Genomic DNA, 17,103 nt, shown 5'->3' with positions numbered 1-17,103 from the left:
GTCAATGAAATAGGAGAGGACTGATGATGTTGGGAAGTGTCAGAATGTTAAAAATTATGATGTGTGTCGGACTGTTAAGTTTAAGCTTCATTGGTAACGGATTAAAACAGACCGAGGCAAAAGAAAAAGCAACAAGTCATGGGGCTGGCCATAAGTTCATGCAACTCGAGAAAAAATTTGATGCCCGCCTCGGTGTCTATGCGATTGACACCGGTACAAATCGGACGGTAGCTTATCGACCTGATGAACGGTTCGCCTATTCATCCACCTTTAAGGCTGTGGCCGCAGGGTTGGTGCTGCAGCAAAACTCGATGGACGAACTTGACGAAGTCATCACCTACACCAGAGATGACCTCGTCACGTATTCTCCCATTACAGAGCAACACGTGGATACCGGTATGACCCTTAGGGAAATTTGCGATGCGGCTATCAGGTACAGCGATAATACCGCGGGGAACCTTTTATTGGAGGAACTCGGAGGACCTGACGGCTTCGAAAATGCACTGAGGCAAATCGGCGATCATGTCACCGAGGCTGATCGCTTTGAGACTGATTTGAACAGTGCCATCCCAGGAGACATCCGTGATACAAGTACAGCAAGAGCACTTGCCACCAACTTGAAGGCTTTGACGGTCGACGACGTGCTCCCGCATGATAAGCGTACCATCCTGACAGATTGGATGCGGGGGAATACTACTGGAGACGAACTGATCCGTGCCGCTGTTCCTAAAGGATGGGAGGTAGGCGATAAAACGGGAGCTGGAGGCTACGGAACGCGAAACGATATCGCTATCGTATGGCCGCCGAATCGAGAACCCATTATTATCGCGATTCTATCCAGCCGTGATACTGAGGATGCTGCCTATGATAATGAACTTATAGCAAAGGCAGCTAAGGTTGCACTGAAAGAATTTAAGTGATTTTTCGAAACGTTAAAGAATCTGGACAATCCATTTCCTCGTGAAAATCGTATGACTTTAAATAAGATAAAAGTGATCAAAATGCTAGGGTTAAATCGCTTGCTTCTTCTAAGGAATTAAAACCGTTTCCGGTGGGGGATGAATAAGAAGGTGGAACTGGATAAAGAGCAGAATGAGTCACTGTGAGGCGATGACTTAGGAGATTGTCGTCTTTCTCTTATAAAATAAAATTTATCTAGAGTTAGATTCCTTTTTCAAAAAAATTGGTAGTGAGTCCATTGTTGATGTTAATCCAATCGTAATATAGTGGCTCTGTTAAACTCTAATATTGAAATATAGTCAAAATAATGAGGAAACCCAAAAAATACAGGGTTTCCTCATTCCTAATACTATCGAACTCGCTAGATAGTGTTAGAGTGGAGGATTTTCCACACCTAAGTGGATCCAATCTTCTTTTGGCGGTCCATAAACGCCAAACGGTTTGATTCCGGCTTGACGCATAAGAATAGTAATTTGGCCACGATGATGAATAATGTGTTTAATTAGTCCCATTAAAACTTGAGCATTTGTTTCTTCCCTGCCAAATGCAATTTGTACTTCTTTCAAAGATTCGTCTGTCCATTGTTGTTCAATGGCTTTGACTGCACTAGAACTTATGTTTTTAAACGTTTCAGACATTTCTTTAGCTGAGGCAGGGACATTTTCCATATTTTCTACACCGTCTACATTCAGCCCGAAATGAGTCAAGTACTCTGGAATATTTGTCGTGAAATGCCAAACAATCCTCCCCAATGAACGACCTTCCGGGTAAACTTTTTGGTTCAATGAATCATCCGTTAAACCTTCCAAAACCTTTTGAGTTAGCGTTGCCTCCCAATTCCATTCTCTAATAAAGTCTGTAATCGTTACATACATATACCACGCCTCCATAATCCCGTTTCAATAATTTTTCATTTATGAAAACACATTATAAAACACTTGTTCGGAGTATTCAAATTTCCTCTTTACTATTACTTTAAATATTTGAATTACGAATGGCAGTTTAGATTAGCATCCATATAAAACAACCCAGTCGGGAATTGTCTTGAAATTTCAGTTATCGTATAGTGTAATTATTCCTAATAAATAAAGGAGAATCGAAAATGAGAAAACTTGTTCTATTTCTGCACGCATCGCTTGACGGTTTTGTAGAAGGGCCGAAGGGGGATATGGACATTGGATGGGTTTCCTACGATGCTGATCTTGAGAAGCACGCGAAAGAAATTCTGAGTACTGCCGACACCGTCATCTGGGGGCGTGGGACATACCAGATGATGCACAGTTACTGGCCATCTGTCTCTTCAAACCCAACAGCTTCACAACATGAAAGAGATCATGCCGAATGGATCGAAAAGACAGAAAAAATCGTTTTTTCGAGGACACTGGAAAAAGTCGAATGGAACAATTCCAGACTGGTTAAAGAAGATGTCATGAAAGAGATCAACAACCTCAAACAGCAGCCAGGTCAGGATATGGTCATACTCGGAAGTCCAAGGTTCGCACACTACCTTATGCAGCTAGATTTAATAGATGAGTATAAAATTACAGTTTCTCCCATTCTAATCGGGAGCGGGCTGCCGTTATTCCAAGGTATCAAAGGAAAGATCAATCTTAAGCTAATCGAAAACAAGACATTTGACTCTGGCGCCATAGGGCTTGTTTACCAGACGGTTAAATGACCTTGCTGCCCCAAATGAGTTTAAGCAAAGGCATCCCAAAGACAGCATACTTTTCAGATTCTCCTTCAACATAACTCAATCACATCATTTTTCGAAAAACTAATATTTATTGTGTTGACGTGATCCTTATGGGATTGCGTTTTTTTGTTTACAGCATTTAAGAATTAATTAAGAACTACATAAGAAATCATTTAGAATTGCTCCCTACAATAAGTACATGTCAGCCGATGAGGTGACAAAAACGAATTTGAGAAGGAGTTTTTTACATGTCAAAAAAAGTTGGTTATTACTCCGTGTTATCCCATCTTTGGATCCAGTGGATCATATTGGGGGGCATCTTGCTTAATACATTTATGGTCTATCCCAATATTTTTCACAACGTACCGGAGACGTTGGAAGCATCCATGGACTGGATGCAAGTCGCAAGTCCACACACCTACTTTCCGCCATTGGGGTTTGTCAGTATCCTGACGGGTGTCCTGGCAGGAATCTTTGTGTGGAAAGTGAAACCGGCAAGAAAATGGGTACTCTTCAGCCTGATGGCCATCATATTAGAAGGGGCAGCCTCCATCCTGTTTGAGTGGCCGCGGAATGAAATCATGTTTATGGAAGGAGCTGGCGTCCACTCTGTTGAATTTCTAAAACAAACCGTTCAGGAATTCAAAATCGTCCATTGGTTCAGGGTGATGTGTAATATCTTTGGTTCATTGTTCATTTTTATAGGATTTATAAAGTTTGATCGTTTTATGACCTCGGAACATCAAGGGGAGAATCGTAAATAATATAAACACGTGCCGGACAGTCCGTTTTGAGAAACGTCCGGGTTGTTCGAACATTGTAAGTTGAAAGAGGAGGTGACAGTGCGATGTCCATAAAGAAAAGACTGATCTTATCGAATATCGGTATGATTTTTATCCCGATAATCAGTTTAATCATTGTCGAACTTGGTGCCGGGTATGTGTTTTTTTATGTGCTTGGAAAGAAATCTGAAGGGGAGGATATGCAGGTCTTTCAAACCTTTCGTTTTGGGGCGATGATCGTGATACTCTTCGTCACCAACGGGATCCTGACGTATTTTATTTCAAGGAGTCTCCTTGGACCAATCAAGAGTTTATCCATGGTGGCAAAAAAGATCAGTGAAGGGAATCTCGATTACAGCTGTGCTTCACAGCAAAAGGACGAATTGGGGCAATTGTCCAATGCTTTTGAAGAGATGCGGTTGAAACTGAAGGAAGCGTCGGTGGTTCAGCAGCAGTACGAACTGAATCGCCAGGAGCTCATTGCCAGTATTTCGCATGATATTAAGACGCCACTGACCTCGATCAAAGGATATGTGAGCGGCATTCAGGATGGAGTGGCGGACACGCCTGAGAAACTAAATCGTTATATTTCCAAGATTGAAAAAAACGCTCACGATATGGATGCCCTCATCGATGAACTGTTTCTCTATTCCAAACTGGACCTTGAACAAATTCCATTTACATTTGAGAAGATCAAACTGGACGATTATCTTCAAGATTTTATTGAAGAACTCTCGTTAACCCTTGAACATGACCATGGGAAAGCGGTACTGATCCATGATCCTCTAAAGTCTTATGCCGTGAAGGCGGACAGGGAAAAATTAAACAGGGTCGTCATGAATATTACACAAAACAGTCTGAAGTATATGGACAAATCAGTGAAAGTAATAAAGGTCATCCTCAGTGAGAACAACAATGAAGTCCAGGTGGAAATCAAAGACAATGGGAGCGGAATTCTGAAAAAGGATCTATCCAATATCTTTGACAGCTTCTACCGGACAGATGAATCGAGGAATTCAGCCACGGGAGGCACCGGGCTCGGACTGTCGATTGCAAAAAAAATCATTGAAAACCACGGCGGGAAAATCTGGGCAGAGAGTGAACCGGGAGTGGGGACGAGCATTTATTTTACATTGAAAAAGGTGAATGAGCGTGAAGAAAATATTGATTATTGAAGATGAGATGGATATTGCTGAACTGGAAAGGGATTATTTAGAGGTGAACGGATTTGGCAGTGATATCGCTTCGACAGGGGAGGAAGGGCTGAGACTTGCAAGGACCCATTCATACAACCTCATCCTGCTGGATTTAATGCTTCCGGGAATCGACGGGTATGAGTTATGCAAAAAGCTGCGGGAATTCTTAGATATTCCGATTCTTATGGTGACCGCCAGAAAAGAAGACATTGATAAAATCAGGGGATTCGACCGCGGAGCAGATGATTATATCGTGAAGCCCTTCACACCGAGTGAACTTATTGCCCGGGTAAAGGCGCATATGTCAAGATACGACCGATTAATCAGTCGGGAAGCCCCGAAAGATGAAATCGAAATCAAGAACCTCAGGGTGGACCTCGATTCCCGGAGAGTATACGTGGACAATGAAGAGAAACCATTTACCGCAAAAGAGTTTGATTTATTGGTGTTCCTGGCAAACCATCCTGACAGGGTCTTCACGAAGGAACATCTATTCGAAAGGCTCTGGGGTTATGATTCTTTTGGGGACATTACGACGGTCACCGTCCATATTAGAAAAATCAGGGAGAAAATTGAAGAGGACCCCTCAGATCCTGTATTTATTGAAACCATTTGGGGTGTAGGCTACCGATTCAAGAAGCAATAGGGAAGGAGGGCCTTAAAAGTGAAAGATACCAAGAAATACATGAATGAGATAACGCGTCATTTCCCTGACATTAAGATAGAATCGGTTCAAGTACTTGGTGAAGGAATGATGAGTATCGTCTTTGAAGTCAATGATCAGTGGGCATTCCGTTTTGCAAAGAACGAAGGGGGATCAATGGATATTGAGAAGGAAATCAGCATCTTGCCTGCCATTCAGCCTAAGTTATCATTGTCCATCCCATTTTTTGAGTTTGTAGGCAGGCAGGAAAATGGGCTTTATTTTGTAGGGTATAGGAAGCTGCCTGGTGTGCTCCTTGAAGAAGATTCCATTTCGAGACTCAGTCGGATTCAAGTCAGGAATTTGATCGGATCACTTTCTGAATTTATGAAAAGTCTACAAGCGATTTCGGTTGAATCGGTGGCATACCGGGCTTTACCTGCCGTAAACCTTGAAACCAAGTACTTACAGCTGTTTAAAGAAGCAAAAGAGAAAGTTTTCCCCCATACTGACGACAAAACAAGAGACTACATCTCTGGCCGGTTTAACTCGTTTTTACAACATCCTGATTATCATACATATACACCCACATTGATTCATGGGGATCTTTCCCCCAATCATTTCCTTATTGATACCGAAACAGGTGGACTGACAGGGATCATCGACTTCGGAGATATGTGCGTATGTGACCCCGACTATGAATTACTATATATCCTTGAGGATTGTGGAAAGGGATTTACAAGAGATTTATTACGTTCGCTGGGATATTCAAACGTAGAAGAGAGGATTGAAAAGATCTCTTACTTTGTTACATTCGATCAGATTCAGTATATGATTGATGGGATTATCAGGGGAAATGAAGAATGGGTGGAGGAAGGATTGCTGGAGCTTGGGAAAGAGATGGGAGGGTGTATGGGGAAATAGGCAATGGAGGGGATTCCGGCAGCCGCGGGGACAGGTACCTTGGCGCTTACTTACCAGGTCTAACAAATACACGGAAAAATTCCGCTTATGTCGTCTTTGCTAGTAGAAAAGACCTGAAATAGAAGGGAAAATTCCGCCTATTGACTCAATAAATCCAAAAACGGATGATTTTTCTGTACATAAACGGAAAAATTCCGCTTAATTTCCCCAAATACACCGTTCATTTTGAATGTAAGCGGAAAATCTCCGCTTATTTTTTTTTGAGAAACGGCTTCTCCCTTTGCCATAATCAGTTTGAAGTTTGTATGATCACGTCTTTACAAAACCATAACTTTCTATTAAAAATGGGTCAAAACTACTGTGCTACCTTGAAGATGACAAAAGCACAGGGAGGTTTTCCATGTCTTTGAGTAAATGGATGTTGGCAGCAATCGCAACGGGGGTATTTTTCATCGGATCATCATTTGCGTCATCTTCCACCGATCCTGGAGAGTATATTTCTGTGCAGCTTCTGGGAGTCAATGATTTTCATGGCCAGCTGGAAACGGTTCGAACGAGGGATGGAAAGAAGGTAGGCGGTGCTGAATACTTGTCTGCCTATTTAAAAAAGCACCGGCAGGAAAACGAAAATACTTTATTGGTCCATTCCGGCGACATGGTCGGTGCTAGCTCACCTGTGTCATCTCTTATGCAGGATGAACCTGCCGTCGAGTGGATGAACGAGGTCGGATTCGACATCGGGACGTTAGGGAATCATGAGTTCGATGAAGGAACGGAGGAGATGTTCAGGCTCCTTGACGGCGGCAAACATGAGAAAACGGGTACCTTTGAAGGGGCGGCATTTCCATACACAGCTGCCAATGTCATCGATAAAGAGACAGGGGAATCCATTTTACCACCCTATTTGATCAAAGAAGTCGATGGTGTGCCCATCGGGTTTATCGGAGTTGTCACGACAGAAACGAAAGATATCGTCCTGCCAAGCGGGATTGAAGGCATTAAATTCACGGATGAAGTCACGGCCATCAATCAAAGCGTGAAAGAATTGAAGGCAAAAGGAGTTCGGTCCATTGTCGTCCTCGGGCATGTTTCCGCTTCTTCAAATGAGGACGGAACAAATCCTGCTCAAGACGCCGCTGAATTTGCCCCCCGCATCGATGATGAAGTAGATATCATCTTCGGCGGCCACAGTCACGGCTTTGCAAATACATCAGTTGATGGGAAATTGATTGTTCAATCATACTCATATGGAACTGCCTTTTCCGATGTAGATCTCCTGATCGACCGGGAGACGAAGGACATCGTCAATAAGCAGGCAGCCATCCTATCCACCTATCACGATGGAATCGAGCCCGACAAAAAAATCAAACAAATGGTCGATTCTTACTCGGCAGACAAGCAGATGATGCTGGACCAGAAAATGGGTCAGGCGGAAGCCGCCATCACGAAGGAAAGGACCGCCAGTGGGGAGAGGCCGATTGGAAATCTTATCGCAGATTCACATCGGGAGAACATGGACACCGACATCGCATTCATGAATCCGGGTGGAATCCGGGCGAACCTGGATGAGGGGGAACTTACTTGGGGAGAACTGTACACCATGCTCCCCTTCGGCACCAACCTGGTTAAACTATCATTGACCGGCGCCGAGATGAAAGAAGCACTGGAACAGCAGTGGACAGGGAATTTTCAAACCATCATGCAGACATCGGGGCTCGACTACACCTATGATAAAGACGCACCACCTGGCCATAAAGTAGTAGCGATGACTGATAGAGATGGAAACGCCATTCAGCCGGACCAGACATATACCGTAGCCCTCACAAATTATCTTGCAACCGGTGGAGACGGATTCACTGCCTTTAAAAAGGGCCATGATTCTGTGGAAGGCCCGCCGACATTGGACTCATTCATTACCTATATCATTGAATCAGGCGGAAGCGTAGCACCACCTGAGACAGGGCGGATCAAGGTGCAGTAAAAATAAAACAGTAGAGCGGGGCAGATCCCGCTCTACTGTTTTATTTTCATTTAATTACTGGAAGAGGAGTATTGCTCAAATCTATAATATTTGAAATAATTGGAACTATCTTGTTTTTAATATTAGTTACCAAGTATTGAAGTAGCAGGAGTACAGTAGCTGAGGATACTGAACGATCAGTATACTTATTGAATTAATTATATAAAAGTAAAGGACATGTCAAAATGTCCTACTATTATAAGGATGTGTAACTATAAGAAGTACCCGGAATTCGCAGATGGCAGCAAGCTAACTGACACCTTTATGTATTCAATAATAAAGTAACCGATGTGAAAGGGAACCCACAGAGAATATGGGTACGGCAAATTCAACAATAGGTGTGGACAATAACTGATCCAGCTATCTTGAATTATCAGGCAGGTTAAAGAAAGAATAGAATGGAGGAGAAATGAATGTCTCAAGATGGAATTGTCTTAGTAGCAAGTGTATCAATCTTACGTCATGGTAAAGTCTTGATGATAAAAGAAAACAAACCCAATGCCGTCCATAAGTGGAACTTTCCGAGTGGGCATATAGAGTATGGTGAGGATATTCTTTATTCAGCTAAAAGGGAAGTGAAAGAGGAGACGGGTTTGGATGTAAAGCTGGTTGGCACGACAGGAGTATATAATTTCACCAGTAATACGAACAATCAAGTCATTTTATTTCATTTTATTGGTGAGGTTACTGGAGGTACATTAAACCTTGAAGAGGATGAAATTACTGAGAGCAGGTGGATAACAACGAATGACCTTTTAGCATTAGAAAAAGAGGATTTGCGAGAACCGCATGTATTAAAACAAATCATTCATAACTTAGTAGAAGAAAATATCTATTCAATTAGCGTGATGAATGAGCAACTTTTTAAGGGCTAACATCACTAATGAGCGATTATTAGTAGTAGGATAACTCCCTCCTTCCATATTTCTTTTTGAAAATTCTATAATTTGATATGATGGACTTTGTAATCAGGAAAATTAAGTATACAGAGGAGTGCTTAAACATATGGAATACATCACACTTAATAATGGGCTGAAAATGCCAATTGTAGGGACAGGTACAAATACGTATGGGAAAGAAAATCATGAGTATAACGCGGCGTTAACCAATGAAATTCCTGAACTTCTATCAGCACTTGAGTTGGGATACCGTTCAATCGATGCCGCCATCGTTTATCGAAACGAAGAACTTGTGGGAAGAGTTTTAGCAGAAAGCACAGTGCCTCGGGAAGAGTTATTTATTACGACAAAAGTTCCAGGCGATGAAGAATATATTTCTTCAAAGGAAGCTACTCGTGCAGCAATCGATAACAGTCTAAAAAACTTTCAAACAGACTATCTTGATCTGCTTCTTATTCACTTTCCTATCGAAGACAACGTACAACTTCAAAACACGTGGGAAGTCTTTGAAGAATATTACGAAGCGGGCAAACTAAAAGCAATCGGCGTTTCAAACTTTGGAAAAGATCATCTGGAAGAATTGAAAGATTTCGCTAAAGTGAAGCCAGCCGTTAATCAAATTCAAATTAACCTAACAAAACCTAACAAAGATCTCCTTTCTGTATTAAAAGAAGAGGGCATTGCACCGGTTGCATGGGGGCCAATGAAAGCCGAAGCCCATCAAAAAGAGGTTTTGGATGAAATCGGTGAATCCTACAAAAAATCTGGCGCACAAGTCTTATTAAAATACCAAATCCAACGTGGTGTGATCGTCATTCCTAAATCTCATAACCGCGAAAATCAAGCGTCTAATCTAGATCTTTTCGATTTCGAATTATCTGAAGAAGATATGAAAAAAATTGAAAACTTATAATTTGTTTGGCCTTCATCCTAGTGATAGAGATAGTATCGCTAGGATTTTGGTTTATTAAAAGCATTGGGCATTCCAAGAAAACTAAGCAGGTGAAAAAGTGAATAACGTAATAGAAAAACTGAAAGAAATAGAAGTTGGAGAAGTAGGCTTAACGATCTATTCCACGAAAGAAAATAAAAAAAGTGCCTCTCTAAATAGTGAACTCAAAATTCCTCTTGCTTCAGCAGCTAAAGTGGCGATTGCATTTTGTGTAGCGAAATGGGTAGAGGATAATGTGATTAAATGGGAGGACATTGTTGAAAAAGTGTCATTTAATCCAGAAGAGGACAGCAAAGAACTTTATCCACATCTACAAAATAGACATACCCTTCCGTTGAGGGAAGCGGTTGAAGTAATGATTGCCTGCCATGATAGTTATATTGCCAGAAGCATTGTTGAATTTTGTGGTGGTTGGGAAAAAGTAAATGGGTCGCTCCAGTCTTATTATCCTTCCATACATGTTACTGAAAACCCAAGGGATGTTGATAATAAAGCTCAGCTAAACGAAATGCTAGATTTGATGATTCGTATCTATCAAGGGTACAAAACGCAGCCTCTCTTGTGGACACCGATCATGAATGGATTGGTTAGACAAAAGGGAAATATAGGACAAATACCAGTGCACCATTTAAACCATATGACAGGTGGTCTGGAAGATGTAGCTGTTGATATCGGTATAATGGGTGACTTCAACGAGAACCCTTATCTCTTTGCATTAGGAGCGGTTAACTTACCTAATCGTCTAAACCATCAGGATTCTGACCATAAGATTATGGAAGCGATGGAGTTGCTTTATGGTGAATATGTAAAACAGTAAGCAGCTTTATTTAAGTATCGGGAATGATGGGGGAATGTTCGTGCATCCAATAACGCTAATAGAAATAACAATGTGTGCTGCATTTATCCTGATCCTCTTTGTAACGGCATTTTTATTGCCTAAAAAGAGTAGAAAATGGAGTTTCATTATCGCGTCCTCAATAACTCTAATAGTCCTTTCATTTTTCGTGATTCGACCCTATTGGATTGATTATCAAGTATCACTTAAGACAGAACAACTAAACTATTTTCTTGAAAAAAAATATCCCGATCAAGAATGGAAAATTGATCATCAAACAAGGAGGCAATTCAATCCTTATCATTTAAAGGTTGAGTTTGAAAACGAAAAAGGCTGGATTTACACATACTCAGTGGTAGATGAAAAGACTATTTGCCAAACCGCTTGGACACCTCCAGAGGGCAGTTTGCCAAAGGACGGGAAGCATTTTGAACGTAATCAGTGTGAATAAGTATGGATTTAAGAAGGGCGAATGTAAAAGTATCTTATTGTAGTTTCCAAAGTACGTTTTATTCAAGGGGGAAAATGATGAAGAATGCACTACTGGTTATAGACGTTCAGAATGGGATGTTTCAGGAAGGTAATGTTGTATACAAAGGAGAAAGATTACTCCAAACTGTAAAAGATCTAATTGAAAAAGCACGCTCTAACGAGACATCGATATTCTTTATACAGCATAATGCACCTGTTGGAAAACCTTTAGAGTATGGTACAAAGGGTTGGGAGATTCATCCTGAAATCACTCCACATCCTCAGGATATCATCATTCAAAAAACGACTCCGGATTCATTTTATAATACTTCTTTAGATGATGAACTGAAAAAACAAGGGATTGACCATGTAGTCATTGCGGGAATTCAAACAGAAGCATGTGTGGATACATCTTGCAGAAGAGCTTTTAGTTTGGATTATAAGGTCACTTTAGCTTCAGACGCACACAGCACTTGGGATTCGCAAGATATCACGGCTCAACAAATTATAAACCATCATAATGGCGTATTGCGTTGGTTTGCAGATGTATACCCAAGTAACGATATTACGTTTGATAGTTGAGTGTGGAACTATACATATTGTTAAACAATAAAGGACGGTGGCTCCCATGCATAAATTAAGCGCAGGTGACAAAGTGGGGATTTTCACTCCATCATCACCAGCAACAGTTACAGCAAGAAAACGATATGAACGGGCAAAATCTTTCCTGGAGAGCAAAGGTTTATGTATAGTCGAAGGGAAATTGACAGGAAAGAATGAAGGGTATCGCTCAGGGACCCCTAAAGAGCGCGCAAATGAGTTAAATGATTTATTGCGAGATCCAGAAATAAAAATGGTGATGTCCACGATAGGCGGTACCAATTCTAATAGCCTTTTGCCCTATATAGATTACGAAGCGTTGATAAAAAATCCGAAGATCGTAGTAGGTTACTCCGATGCAACGGCTATCCTTCTTGCTCTTTATCATAAAACAAAAATCACTACTTATTATGGTCCTGCACTCATTCCTTCCTTTGGTGAATTCGAACCATTAGTTAATGACACGTACCAATACTTTGTTAACTACTTTATGACAGAAAGCAGTCTTCCTTATGAAGTGCCCATGCCTACATATTGGTCTGATGAACCTGTTAATTGGTTAGACAAAACAAAAGAAAAAACTCTCTATCGAAATGAATGGATAACAAGAAACACCGGAGTCGCGGAAGGTCGATTAATAGGTGGAAATGTTAATACGATGTATGGTTTTATTGGTACGGACTATTTCCCGCCTATAAAAAATGGGGATGTCTTACTGATAGAGGATTGTGCGAAAGATGCGTCGATAGTGGAAAAGAACTTTGCAATGTTGAAACTGCACGGAATCTTTGAAAAGGTGTCAGGGATCATTTTGGGGAAACATGAGGGATATGATGATTTAGGAACAGGTAAGAAGCCAATCGATATTCTTATGGAACAATTAGACGATAAAGAGATCCCTATTTTAGCTGAGTTTGATACGTGCCATACTCATCCCATGCACCCTTTGGCTATAGGAAAGAAAGTGAAAGTAGATACAAAGAGAAAGTCAGTCCATTGTATAGAAGCGTGGATCTAGGTTTATCTTGATTCCCTAATTGCGATTGGTTATCTTGAATTCAAGTTATCAAAGGAGAGCTTATCCAGAATAGGGATAAGCTCATTTTTAAAAAAATTTGGTATTTCCATTAAAATATATTGTTGATTTCAAATTAGATTACAACTATAGCGAGGGATTCAAATATGTTTTTCATTCAGATGTCCGGTTTTCCAGGCTCAGGAAAGTCTACACTTTCTAGACAAATTGCCAAGCACACAGGAGCTGTACTCATTGATCACGATATTGTTAAATCAGCTTTATTAGAATCCATTGAAGCCGAAATCGATAACAGCTTAGCTGGGAAAATTTCTTACAATATTGATTGGTCATTAATTGAGTTTCATTTATCCCAAGGTCACAATGTCATTTTTGATAGTCCTTGCTTATATGATGAATTAGTTCGTAAGGGCACGAACTTATCTGCTAAATACAATGCTACGTACAAATATGTTGAATGTTATATCGATGATGTAAAGGAAGTTAATTTTCGATTAAAGAATCGAGAAACGATGACCAGTCAAATAAGCGAAATCACTTCAAAAGAAGCATTTAGATATACTATCAATAACAGTAAAAAACCAATGGATATCAAATGTTTGTTAGTAGATACAAGTAAACCTCTGGAAAGCTATGTTGAGGATGTTTTTGAGTATGTGAAGGAGTGAGTTAATAGATTGTCTTGCATATAATGGATAATCACGTTATGATGTTATAATTTGCAATATTATAACAATTGAAGAGGGTTTAAAAAAATGGAAGAAATCATTCAACGGGCTAATCAAAGACAAAAGATTGCACTGGGAATTTTAAACAAATTAGACTTGATTAAAAAATGGGGAGAAGTTGGTGAAGTCCATCTGGTAGGGGCTACAGCCTATAACCTTATGGTAAGTCATGATATTGACATAGAGACTTTCTGTGACATCCCGAGTCCAGAGAACGTCTTTAAAGTACTCGGAGACTTAGCTACTCATAGGGGTGTGGTAGAAATCAAGTTTCATAACTATTTAAACTCTCCATTTAGAGGTTTATATTCTAAATTAACATATCTTGATGCAGATCATGATGAAGGAACTCAATGGAATTTAGACATGTGGCTTTTTCCTTCTAACCATAACGGTCCACTATCCAGGGACTTGGTTGGGTTTATGGATAAAGCGTTGTCAGATAGAAGTCGTAAATCCATCTTGGGTATTAAAGAACACCTTGTAAAATTGGAATTGAACTATCCATCTGTATTTATATATCGAGCTGTCCTGGTGGATGGGATAGAAGGTATTCATCACTTCTTAGAATGGATGAACAATCAGGATGTTAATGAACCGTTTAAATTAGAGAAATTGGGCAAGGTTGAAAGGTGAGAAGATCATGTCAGGAAATAAAGAAATATGGGAAAAACAATATGGTCAGATAGAAGATTACTTATGGGGATTGGAGCCAATCCAAACATTAATTGACTACCTCCCTTTAGTAAAAGACGGAAAAGTGTTGGACCTCGGCATAGGTGAAGGAAGGAATGCTCTATATTTTGCCCATAAAGGGTTTGAAGTTGAAGGTATTGATATTTCAGAAACAGCCATCAAGCGCTCATTAACTGCTGCTAAGGAAATAGGAGTAACCATCAAAGCAGAAGTAAACGATTTAACAAAATGTGAAATAGAAGAAAACACATATTCATTGATCATTCTTGCCAATGTCCTCAATTTTTTCAACGATGAGGATATAAAAGGAATCATTAATAAGGCTAAAAAGGGACTGATTCCAGGGGGCCTCATTTATATCAATGCCTTTGATGTCAATGATCCAAGCTACGATAAGAATGTGAAAAATGCTCAAACGCAAAGTGAGAATACGTTCTATCGTCCCAAGTCTGATACCTATATTCACTTCTTTACACAGAACGAATTAGATCATCATTTTAACGGATATGAAAAGATTAAGGCATCTGAGACCCTTCTGTTGGATATAGGTCACGGTGAGCCACATTATCATAGTACGGTTGAAGTGTTATATCAAAAGTACCGAATAAAGGAATAACCGTTATCTCAATTCCCTTAAAATTTGTTGCGATTTTATTGTAACTAAACCCCTTTTGGGTATTATTACGTACAGTTGTACTAGAGCGGTAAATCCGTGACTGTGCCTTTAGTTGGAATAAGATGGACTGCAAAACTCCTGTAAGATAAAGACTATAGTAAACTTGTAAAGGAGATGAAGTATGAAATAACTAAGATTAAATAATATGTCTTTATAGAATGTAATGGTTCTAGCGGGGTATTTTTATATGGTGAATTGTTGAAAAAATTTACTTGCGGAGGTTTGAATTGATTACAATAAAATTTTTAATACATAATGAAAATATCTGTGGATTTACAGTTAAAGGACATGCGTTATTCGCCGACTACGGTGAGGATATTGTTTGTGCAAGTGTTTCAACACTAACAATCGGGACAATCAATTCGATAATGAGGATATGTAAAGAGGAAGTGGAAATAGAAAAAGACGATGGTTTAATTGGAATACATTTATCTAGTACTTTAGAGTCCAGTATCGAAGCCCAAACATTAATGAAATCAATGTTGTATAACTTACAAGATATTGAAGAGCAGTATCCAAAAAATGTTTGCGTCAAAAAGAACTTTTAGAAAGGCCATTTTAAAAAGGAGAATAGAAGATGGACTTAATGCAGTCGTTCTCAGCTGAAGTTGAAAATATTATTATACGTATACAAGAAGAACTCACTACTATATTAAACGATGACCTTGCTGGATTGTATATTCACGGTTCCGTAGCAATGGGGGGATTTAATCCAAACAAAAGCGATATAGATTTATTGGCCGTCACGAAAAAAACGATTACAGTTGAAGCGAAAAGGAAGTTGGCTATATTCTTTTTGAATTGCTCCAATTCCCCTTACCCAGTCGAAATCAGTTTTATTAATAAGGAACAATTAAGAGATTGGCAGCATCCTTGTCTATTTGATTTCCATTATAGTGAGTTCTGGAGAGAGCGGTATGAACATGATTTGGTAAGGAATACACACAAATTTTTAACTGGAAGTAGTAGCACTGATCCGGATTTAGCAGCCCATATCACTATTTTACATAATAGGGGGATTTGTGTGACAGGCGAACCTATTGCTGAAGTATTCCCCATAGTTCCGCGTTCAGATTATCTATCGTCAATAGTCGGAGACTTTCAAGAATGCCTGGGTCGCATTCAAGAGGAACCCATTTATTGCACCCTAAATATGATTAGAGTGTTCAGGTACGTAAAAGAAGGAGTCATTTCTTCAAAGGAAGAAGCTGGGCGTTGGGGTTTAGCCCACTTGCCGAAAGAATTGAGTAGCACTGTCAATAAAATAATTGATTGTTATTCGAGTGAAAAAGATGATTGTCAATTTGAGAATGATGAACTATTAAGGTTTAGAGATTATGTTGCTATTAATGTGCAGACCATCTTAAGCTAAGCGTTTAACGACTTAAGATTAGCTAATTTTCCCTTTACTCACTTTATTCAACAAATGGGGTACGACATAAAGTTTGAATTGTGATACCGATTCTGAAAGTACATAGAACAACGATTTTCTTATTTAACAGGAGGCAGTATAACTTATAAATTTAATGTTATGACACAAGAACAAGCAGAAAATATTGCATTTACATGGCACTATGAAGGTGACTATTCATTTTACGATATGGAAGCTGATGCAGAAGATCTAGCTGAATTTTTAAACCCGGAAGAACGAGGGAATACAACGTTTGCTGTTTCAAAAAATAAAGAATTGGTTGCCTTCTTCAGTGTTAGTAAAATAGCTGACGGAATCTTTGATATTGGGTTAGGGATGAGACCAGATTTAACTGGAAAGGGTAATGGGATCGAATTTTTAAGGGCAGGCATGAACTATGTACAATCAGAATTTAAATCTGAAAAACTCACATTGTCAGTAGCGACCTTTAATCAAAGAGCAATAAAACTGTACAGAAAAGTTGGATTTAAAGATGTAGAGACTTTTGTGCAAGATACTAATGGCAGCACATTTGAGTTTCTAAAGATGGAATATAAATGTTATTGAAGCATGGGGAA

20 protein-coding genes are annotated in these 17,103 nt (G+C 39.7%); 19 read left to right on the top strand and 1 reads right to left on the bottom strand.

The window, feature by feature from the left end; all coding sequences use genetic code 11:
• Nucleotides 1–23: 23 nt before the first annotated feature.
• Nucleotides 24–920 (top strand): class A beta-lactamase, encoded by an 897-nt coding sequence (gene bla, locus V8G47_RS15890; protein ID WP_442970867.1) that lies wholly within the window; start codon nucleotides 24–26, stop codon nucleotides 918–920.
• Nucleotides 921–1,331: 411 nt separating this feature from the next.
• On the opposite strand, the gene V8G47_RS15885 is transcribed toward bla, so the two are convergent.
• Nucleotides 1,332–1,835, bottom strand: a complete 504-nt coding sequence (locus tag V8G47_RS15885; RefSeq protein ID WP_336200977.1) for a DinB family protein — start codon at nucleotides 1,833–1,835, stop codon at nucleotides 1,332–1,334.
• A gap of 227 nt (nucleotides 1,836–2,062) precedes the next feature.
• Here V8G47_RS15885 and V8G47_RS15880 point away from each other — a divergent pair, with 227 nt between their 5' ends.
• From V8G47_RS15880 to V8G47_RS15795, 18 genes are all read left to right on the top strand, one after another.
• A complete protein-coding gene (locus tag V8G47_RS15880; RefSeq protein WP_336200976.1) occupies nucleotides 2,063–2,638 on the top strand; it encodes a dihydrofolate reductase family protein in 576 nt (191 codons plus the stop codon).
• Between the two features lie 266 nt (nucleotides 2,639–2,904).
• Nucleotides 2,905–3,420, top strand: coding sequence for a hypothetical protein (locus V8G47_RS15875; protein WP_336200975.1), 516 nt, complete (start codon nucleotides 2,905–2,907; stop codon nucleotides 3,418–3,420).
• Between the two features lie 83 nt (nucleotides 3,421–3,503).
• Nucleotides 3,504–4,613 carry a HAMP domain-containing sensor histidine kinase gene (locus tag V8G47_RS15870; RefSeq protein ID WP_336200974.1) on the top strand — a complete coding sequence of 370 codons (1,110 nt, stop codon included), beginning with the start codon at nucleotides 3,504–3,506 and terminating at the stop codon, nucleotides 4,611–4,613.
• Nucleotides 4,591–5,280 carry a response regulator transcription factor gene (locus V8G47_RS15865; RefSeq protein ID WP_336200973.1) on the top strand — a complete coding sequence of 230 codons (690 nt, stop codon included), beginning with the start codon at nucleotides 4,591–4,593 and terminating at the stop codon, nucleotides 5,278–5,280. The genes V8G47_RS15870 and V8G47_RS15865 overlap by 23 nt, the downstream gene beginning before the upstream one ends.
• Before the next feature lie 18 nt (nucleotides 5,281–5,298).
• Nucleotides 5,299–6,201 carry a phosphotransferase family protein gene (locus V8G47_RS15860; RefSeq protein ID WP_336200972.1) on the top strand — a complete coding sequence of 301 codons (903 nt, stop codon included), beginning with the start codon at nucleotides 5,299–5,301 and terminating at the stop codon, nucleotides 6,199–6,201.
• Between the two features lie 400 nt (nucleotides 6,202–6,601).
• Nucleotides 6,602–8,182 (top strand): bifunctional metallophosphatase/5'-nucleotidase, encoded by a 1,581-nt coding sequence (locus tag V8G47_RS15855; RefSeq protein ID WP_336200971.1) that lies wholly within the window; start codon nucleotides 6,602–6,604, stop codon nucleotides 8,180–8,182.
• A 452-nt stretch (nucleotides 8,183–8,634) separates the two neighbouring features.
• On the top strand, nucleotides 8,635–9,096 hold the full coding sequence (locus V8G47_RS15850; protein WP_336200970.1) for an NUDIX domain-containing protein: 462 nt from the start codon (nucleotides 8,635–8,637) through the stop codon (nucleotides 9,094–9,096).
• Between the two features lie 130 nt (nucleotides 9,097–9,226).
• Entirely contained in the window at nucleotides 9,227–10,033 is an 807-nt protein-coding gene (locus V8G47_RS15845; RefSeq protein ID WP_336200969.1) for an aldo/keto reductase, read from the top strand.
• Between the two features lie 97 nt (nucleotides 10,034–10,130).
• Nucleotides 10,131–10,889, top strand: coding sequence for a serine hydrolase (locus V8G47_RS15840; protein ID WP_336200968.1), 759 nt, complete (start codon nucleotides 10,131–10,133; stop codon nucleotides 10,887–10,889).
• Nucleotides 10,890–10,929: 40 nt separating this feature from the next.
• The gene (locus tag V8G47_RS15835; RefSeq protein WP_336200967.1) at nucleotides 10,930–11,358 is read left to right on the top strand and encodes a hypothetical protein; all 429 of its coding nucleotides are present in this window, start codon (nucleotides 10,930–10,932) and stop codon (nucleotides 11,356–11,358) included.
• Nucleotides 11,359–11,435: 77 nt separating this feature from the next.
• The gene (locus V8G47_RS15830) at nucleotides 11,436–11,960 is read left to right on the top strand and encodes a cysteine hydrolase family protein (protein WP_336200966.1); all 525 of its coding nucleotides are present in this window, start codon (nucleotides 11,436–11,438) and stop codon (nucleotides 11,958–11,960) included.
• A 46-nt stretch (nucleotides 11,961–12,006) separates the two neighbouring features.
• The gene (locus V8G47_RS15825) at nucleotides 12,007–12,996 is read left to right on the top strand and encodes a S66 family peptidase (protein WP_336200965.1); all 990 of its coding nucleotides are present in this window, start codon (nucleotides 12,007–12,009) and stop codon (nucleotides 12,994–12,996) included.
• A 164-nt stretch (nucleotides 12,997–13,160) separates the two neighbouring features.
• Nucleotides 13,161–13,682: an AAA family ATPase gene (locus tag V8G47_RS15820; protein ID WP_336200964.1), complete on the top strand. Its 522-nt coding sequence runs from the start codon at nucleotides 13,161–13,163 to the stop codon at nucleotides 13,680–13,682.
• Nucleotides 13,683–13,769: 87 nt separating this feature from the next.
• The gene (locus V8G47_RS15815) at nucleotides 13,770–14,378 is read left to right on the top strand and encodes a hypothetical protein (protein ID WP_336200963.1); all 609 of its coding nucleotides are present in this window, start codon (nucleotides 13,770–13,772) and stop codon (nucleotides 14,376–14,378) included.
• Between the two features lie 7 nt (nucleotides 14,379–14,385).
• Nucleotides 14,386–15,054, top strand: a complete 669-nt coding sequence (locus V8G47_RS15810) for a class I SAM-dependent DNA methyltransferase (RefSeq protein ID WP_336200962.1) — start codon at nucleotides 14,386–14,388, stop codon at nucleotides 15,052–15,054.
• A gap of 287 nt (nucleotides 15,055–15,341) precedes the next feature.
• Entirely contained in the window at nucleotides 15,342–15,662 is a 321-nt protein-coding gene (locus V8G47_RS15805; RefSeq protein ID WP_336200961.1) for a ribosomal-processing cysteine protease Prp, read from the top strand.
• 29 nt (nucleotides 15,663–15,691) lie between these two features.
• Nucleotides 15,692–16,486: an aminoglycoside adenylyltransferase domain-containing protein gene (locus tag V8G47_RS15800; RefSeq protein ID WP_336200960.1), complete on the top strand. Its 795-nt coding sequence runs from the start codon at nucleotides 15,692–15,694 to the stop codon at nucleotides 16,484–16,486.
• A gap of 138 nt (nucleotides 16,487–16,624) precedes the next feature.
• Complete coding sequence (locus tag V8G47_RS15795) at nucleotides 16,625–17,092, top strand: GNAT family N-acetyltransferase (RefSeq protein ID WP_336201008.1); 468 nt, start codon at nucleotides 16,625–16,627, stop codon at nucleotides 17,090–17,092.
• Nucleotides 17,093–17,103: the final 11 nt, after the last annotated feature.

The sequence above is a fragment of the Rossellomorea sp. LJF3 genome (assembly GCF_037046045.1).
In the GTDB taxonomy this organism is placed as follows: domain Bacteria; phylum Bacillota; class Bacilli; order Bacillales; family Bacillaceae_B; genus Rossellomorea.
This window is presented reverse-complemented; position numbering and strand designations above follow the sequence as displayed.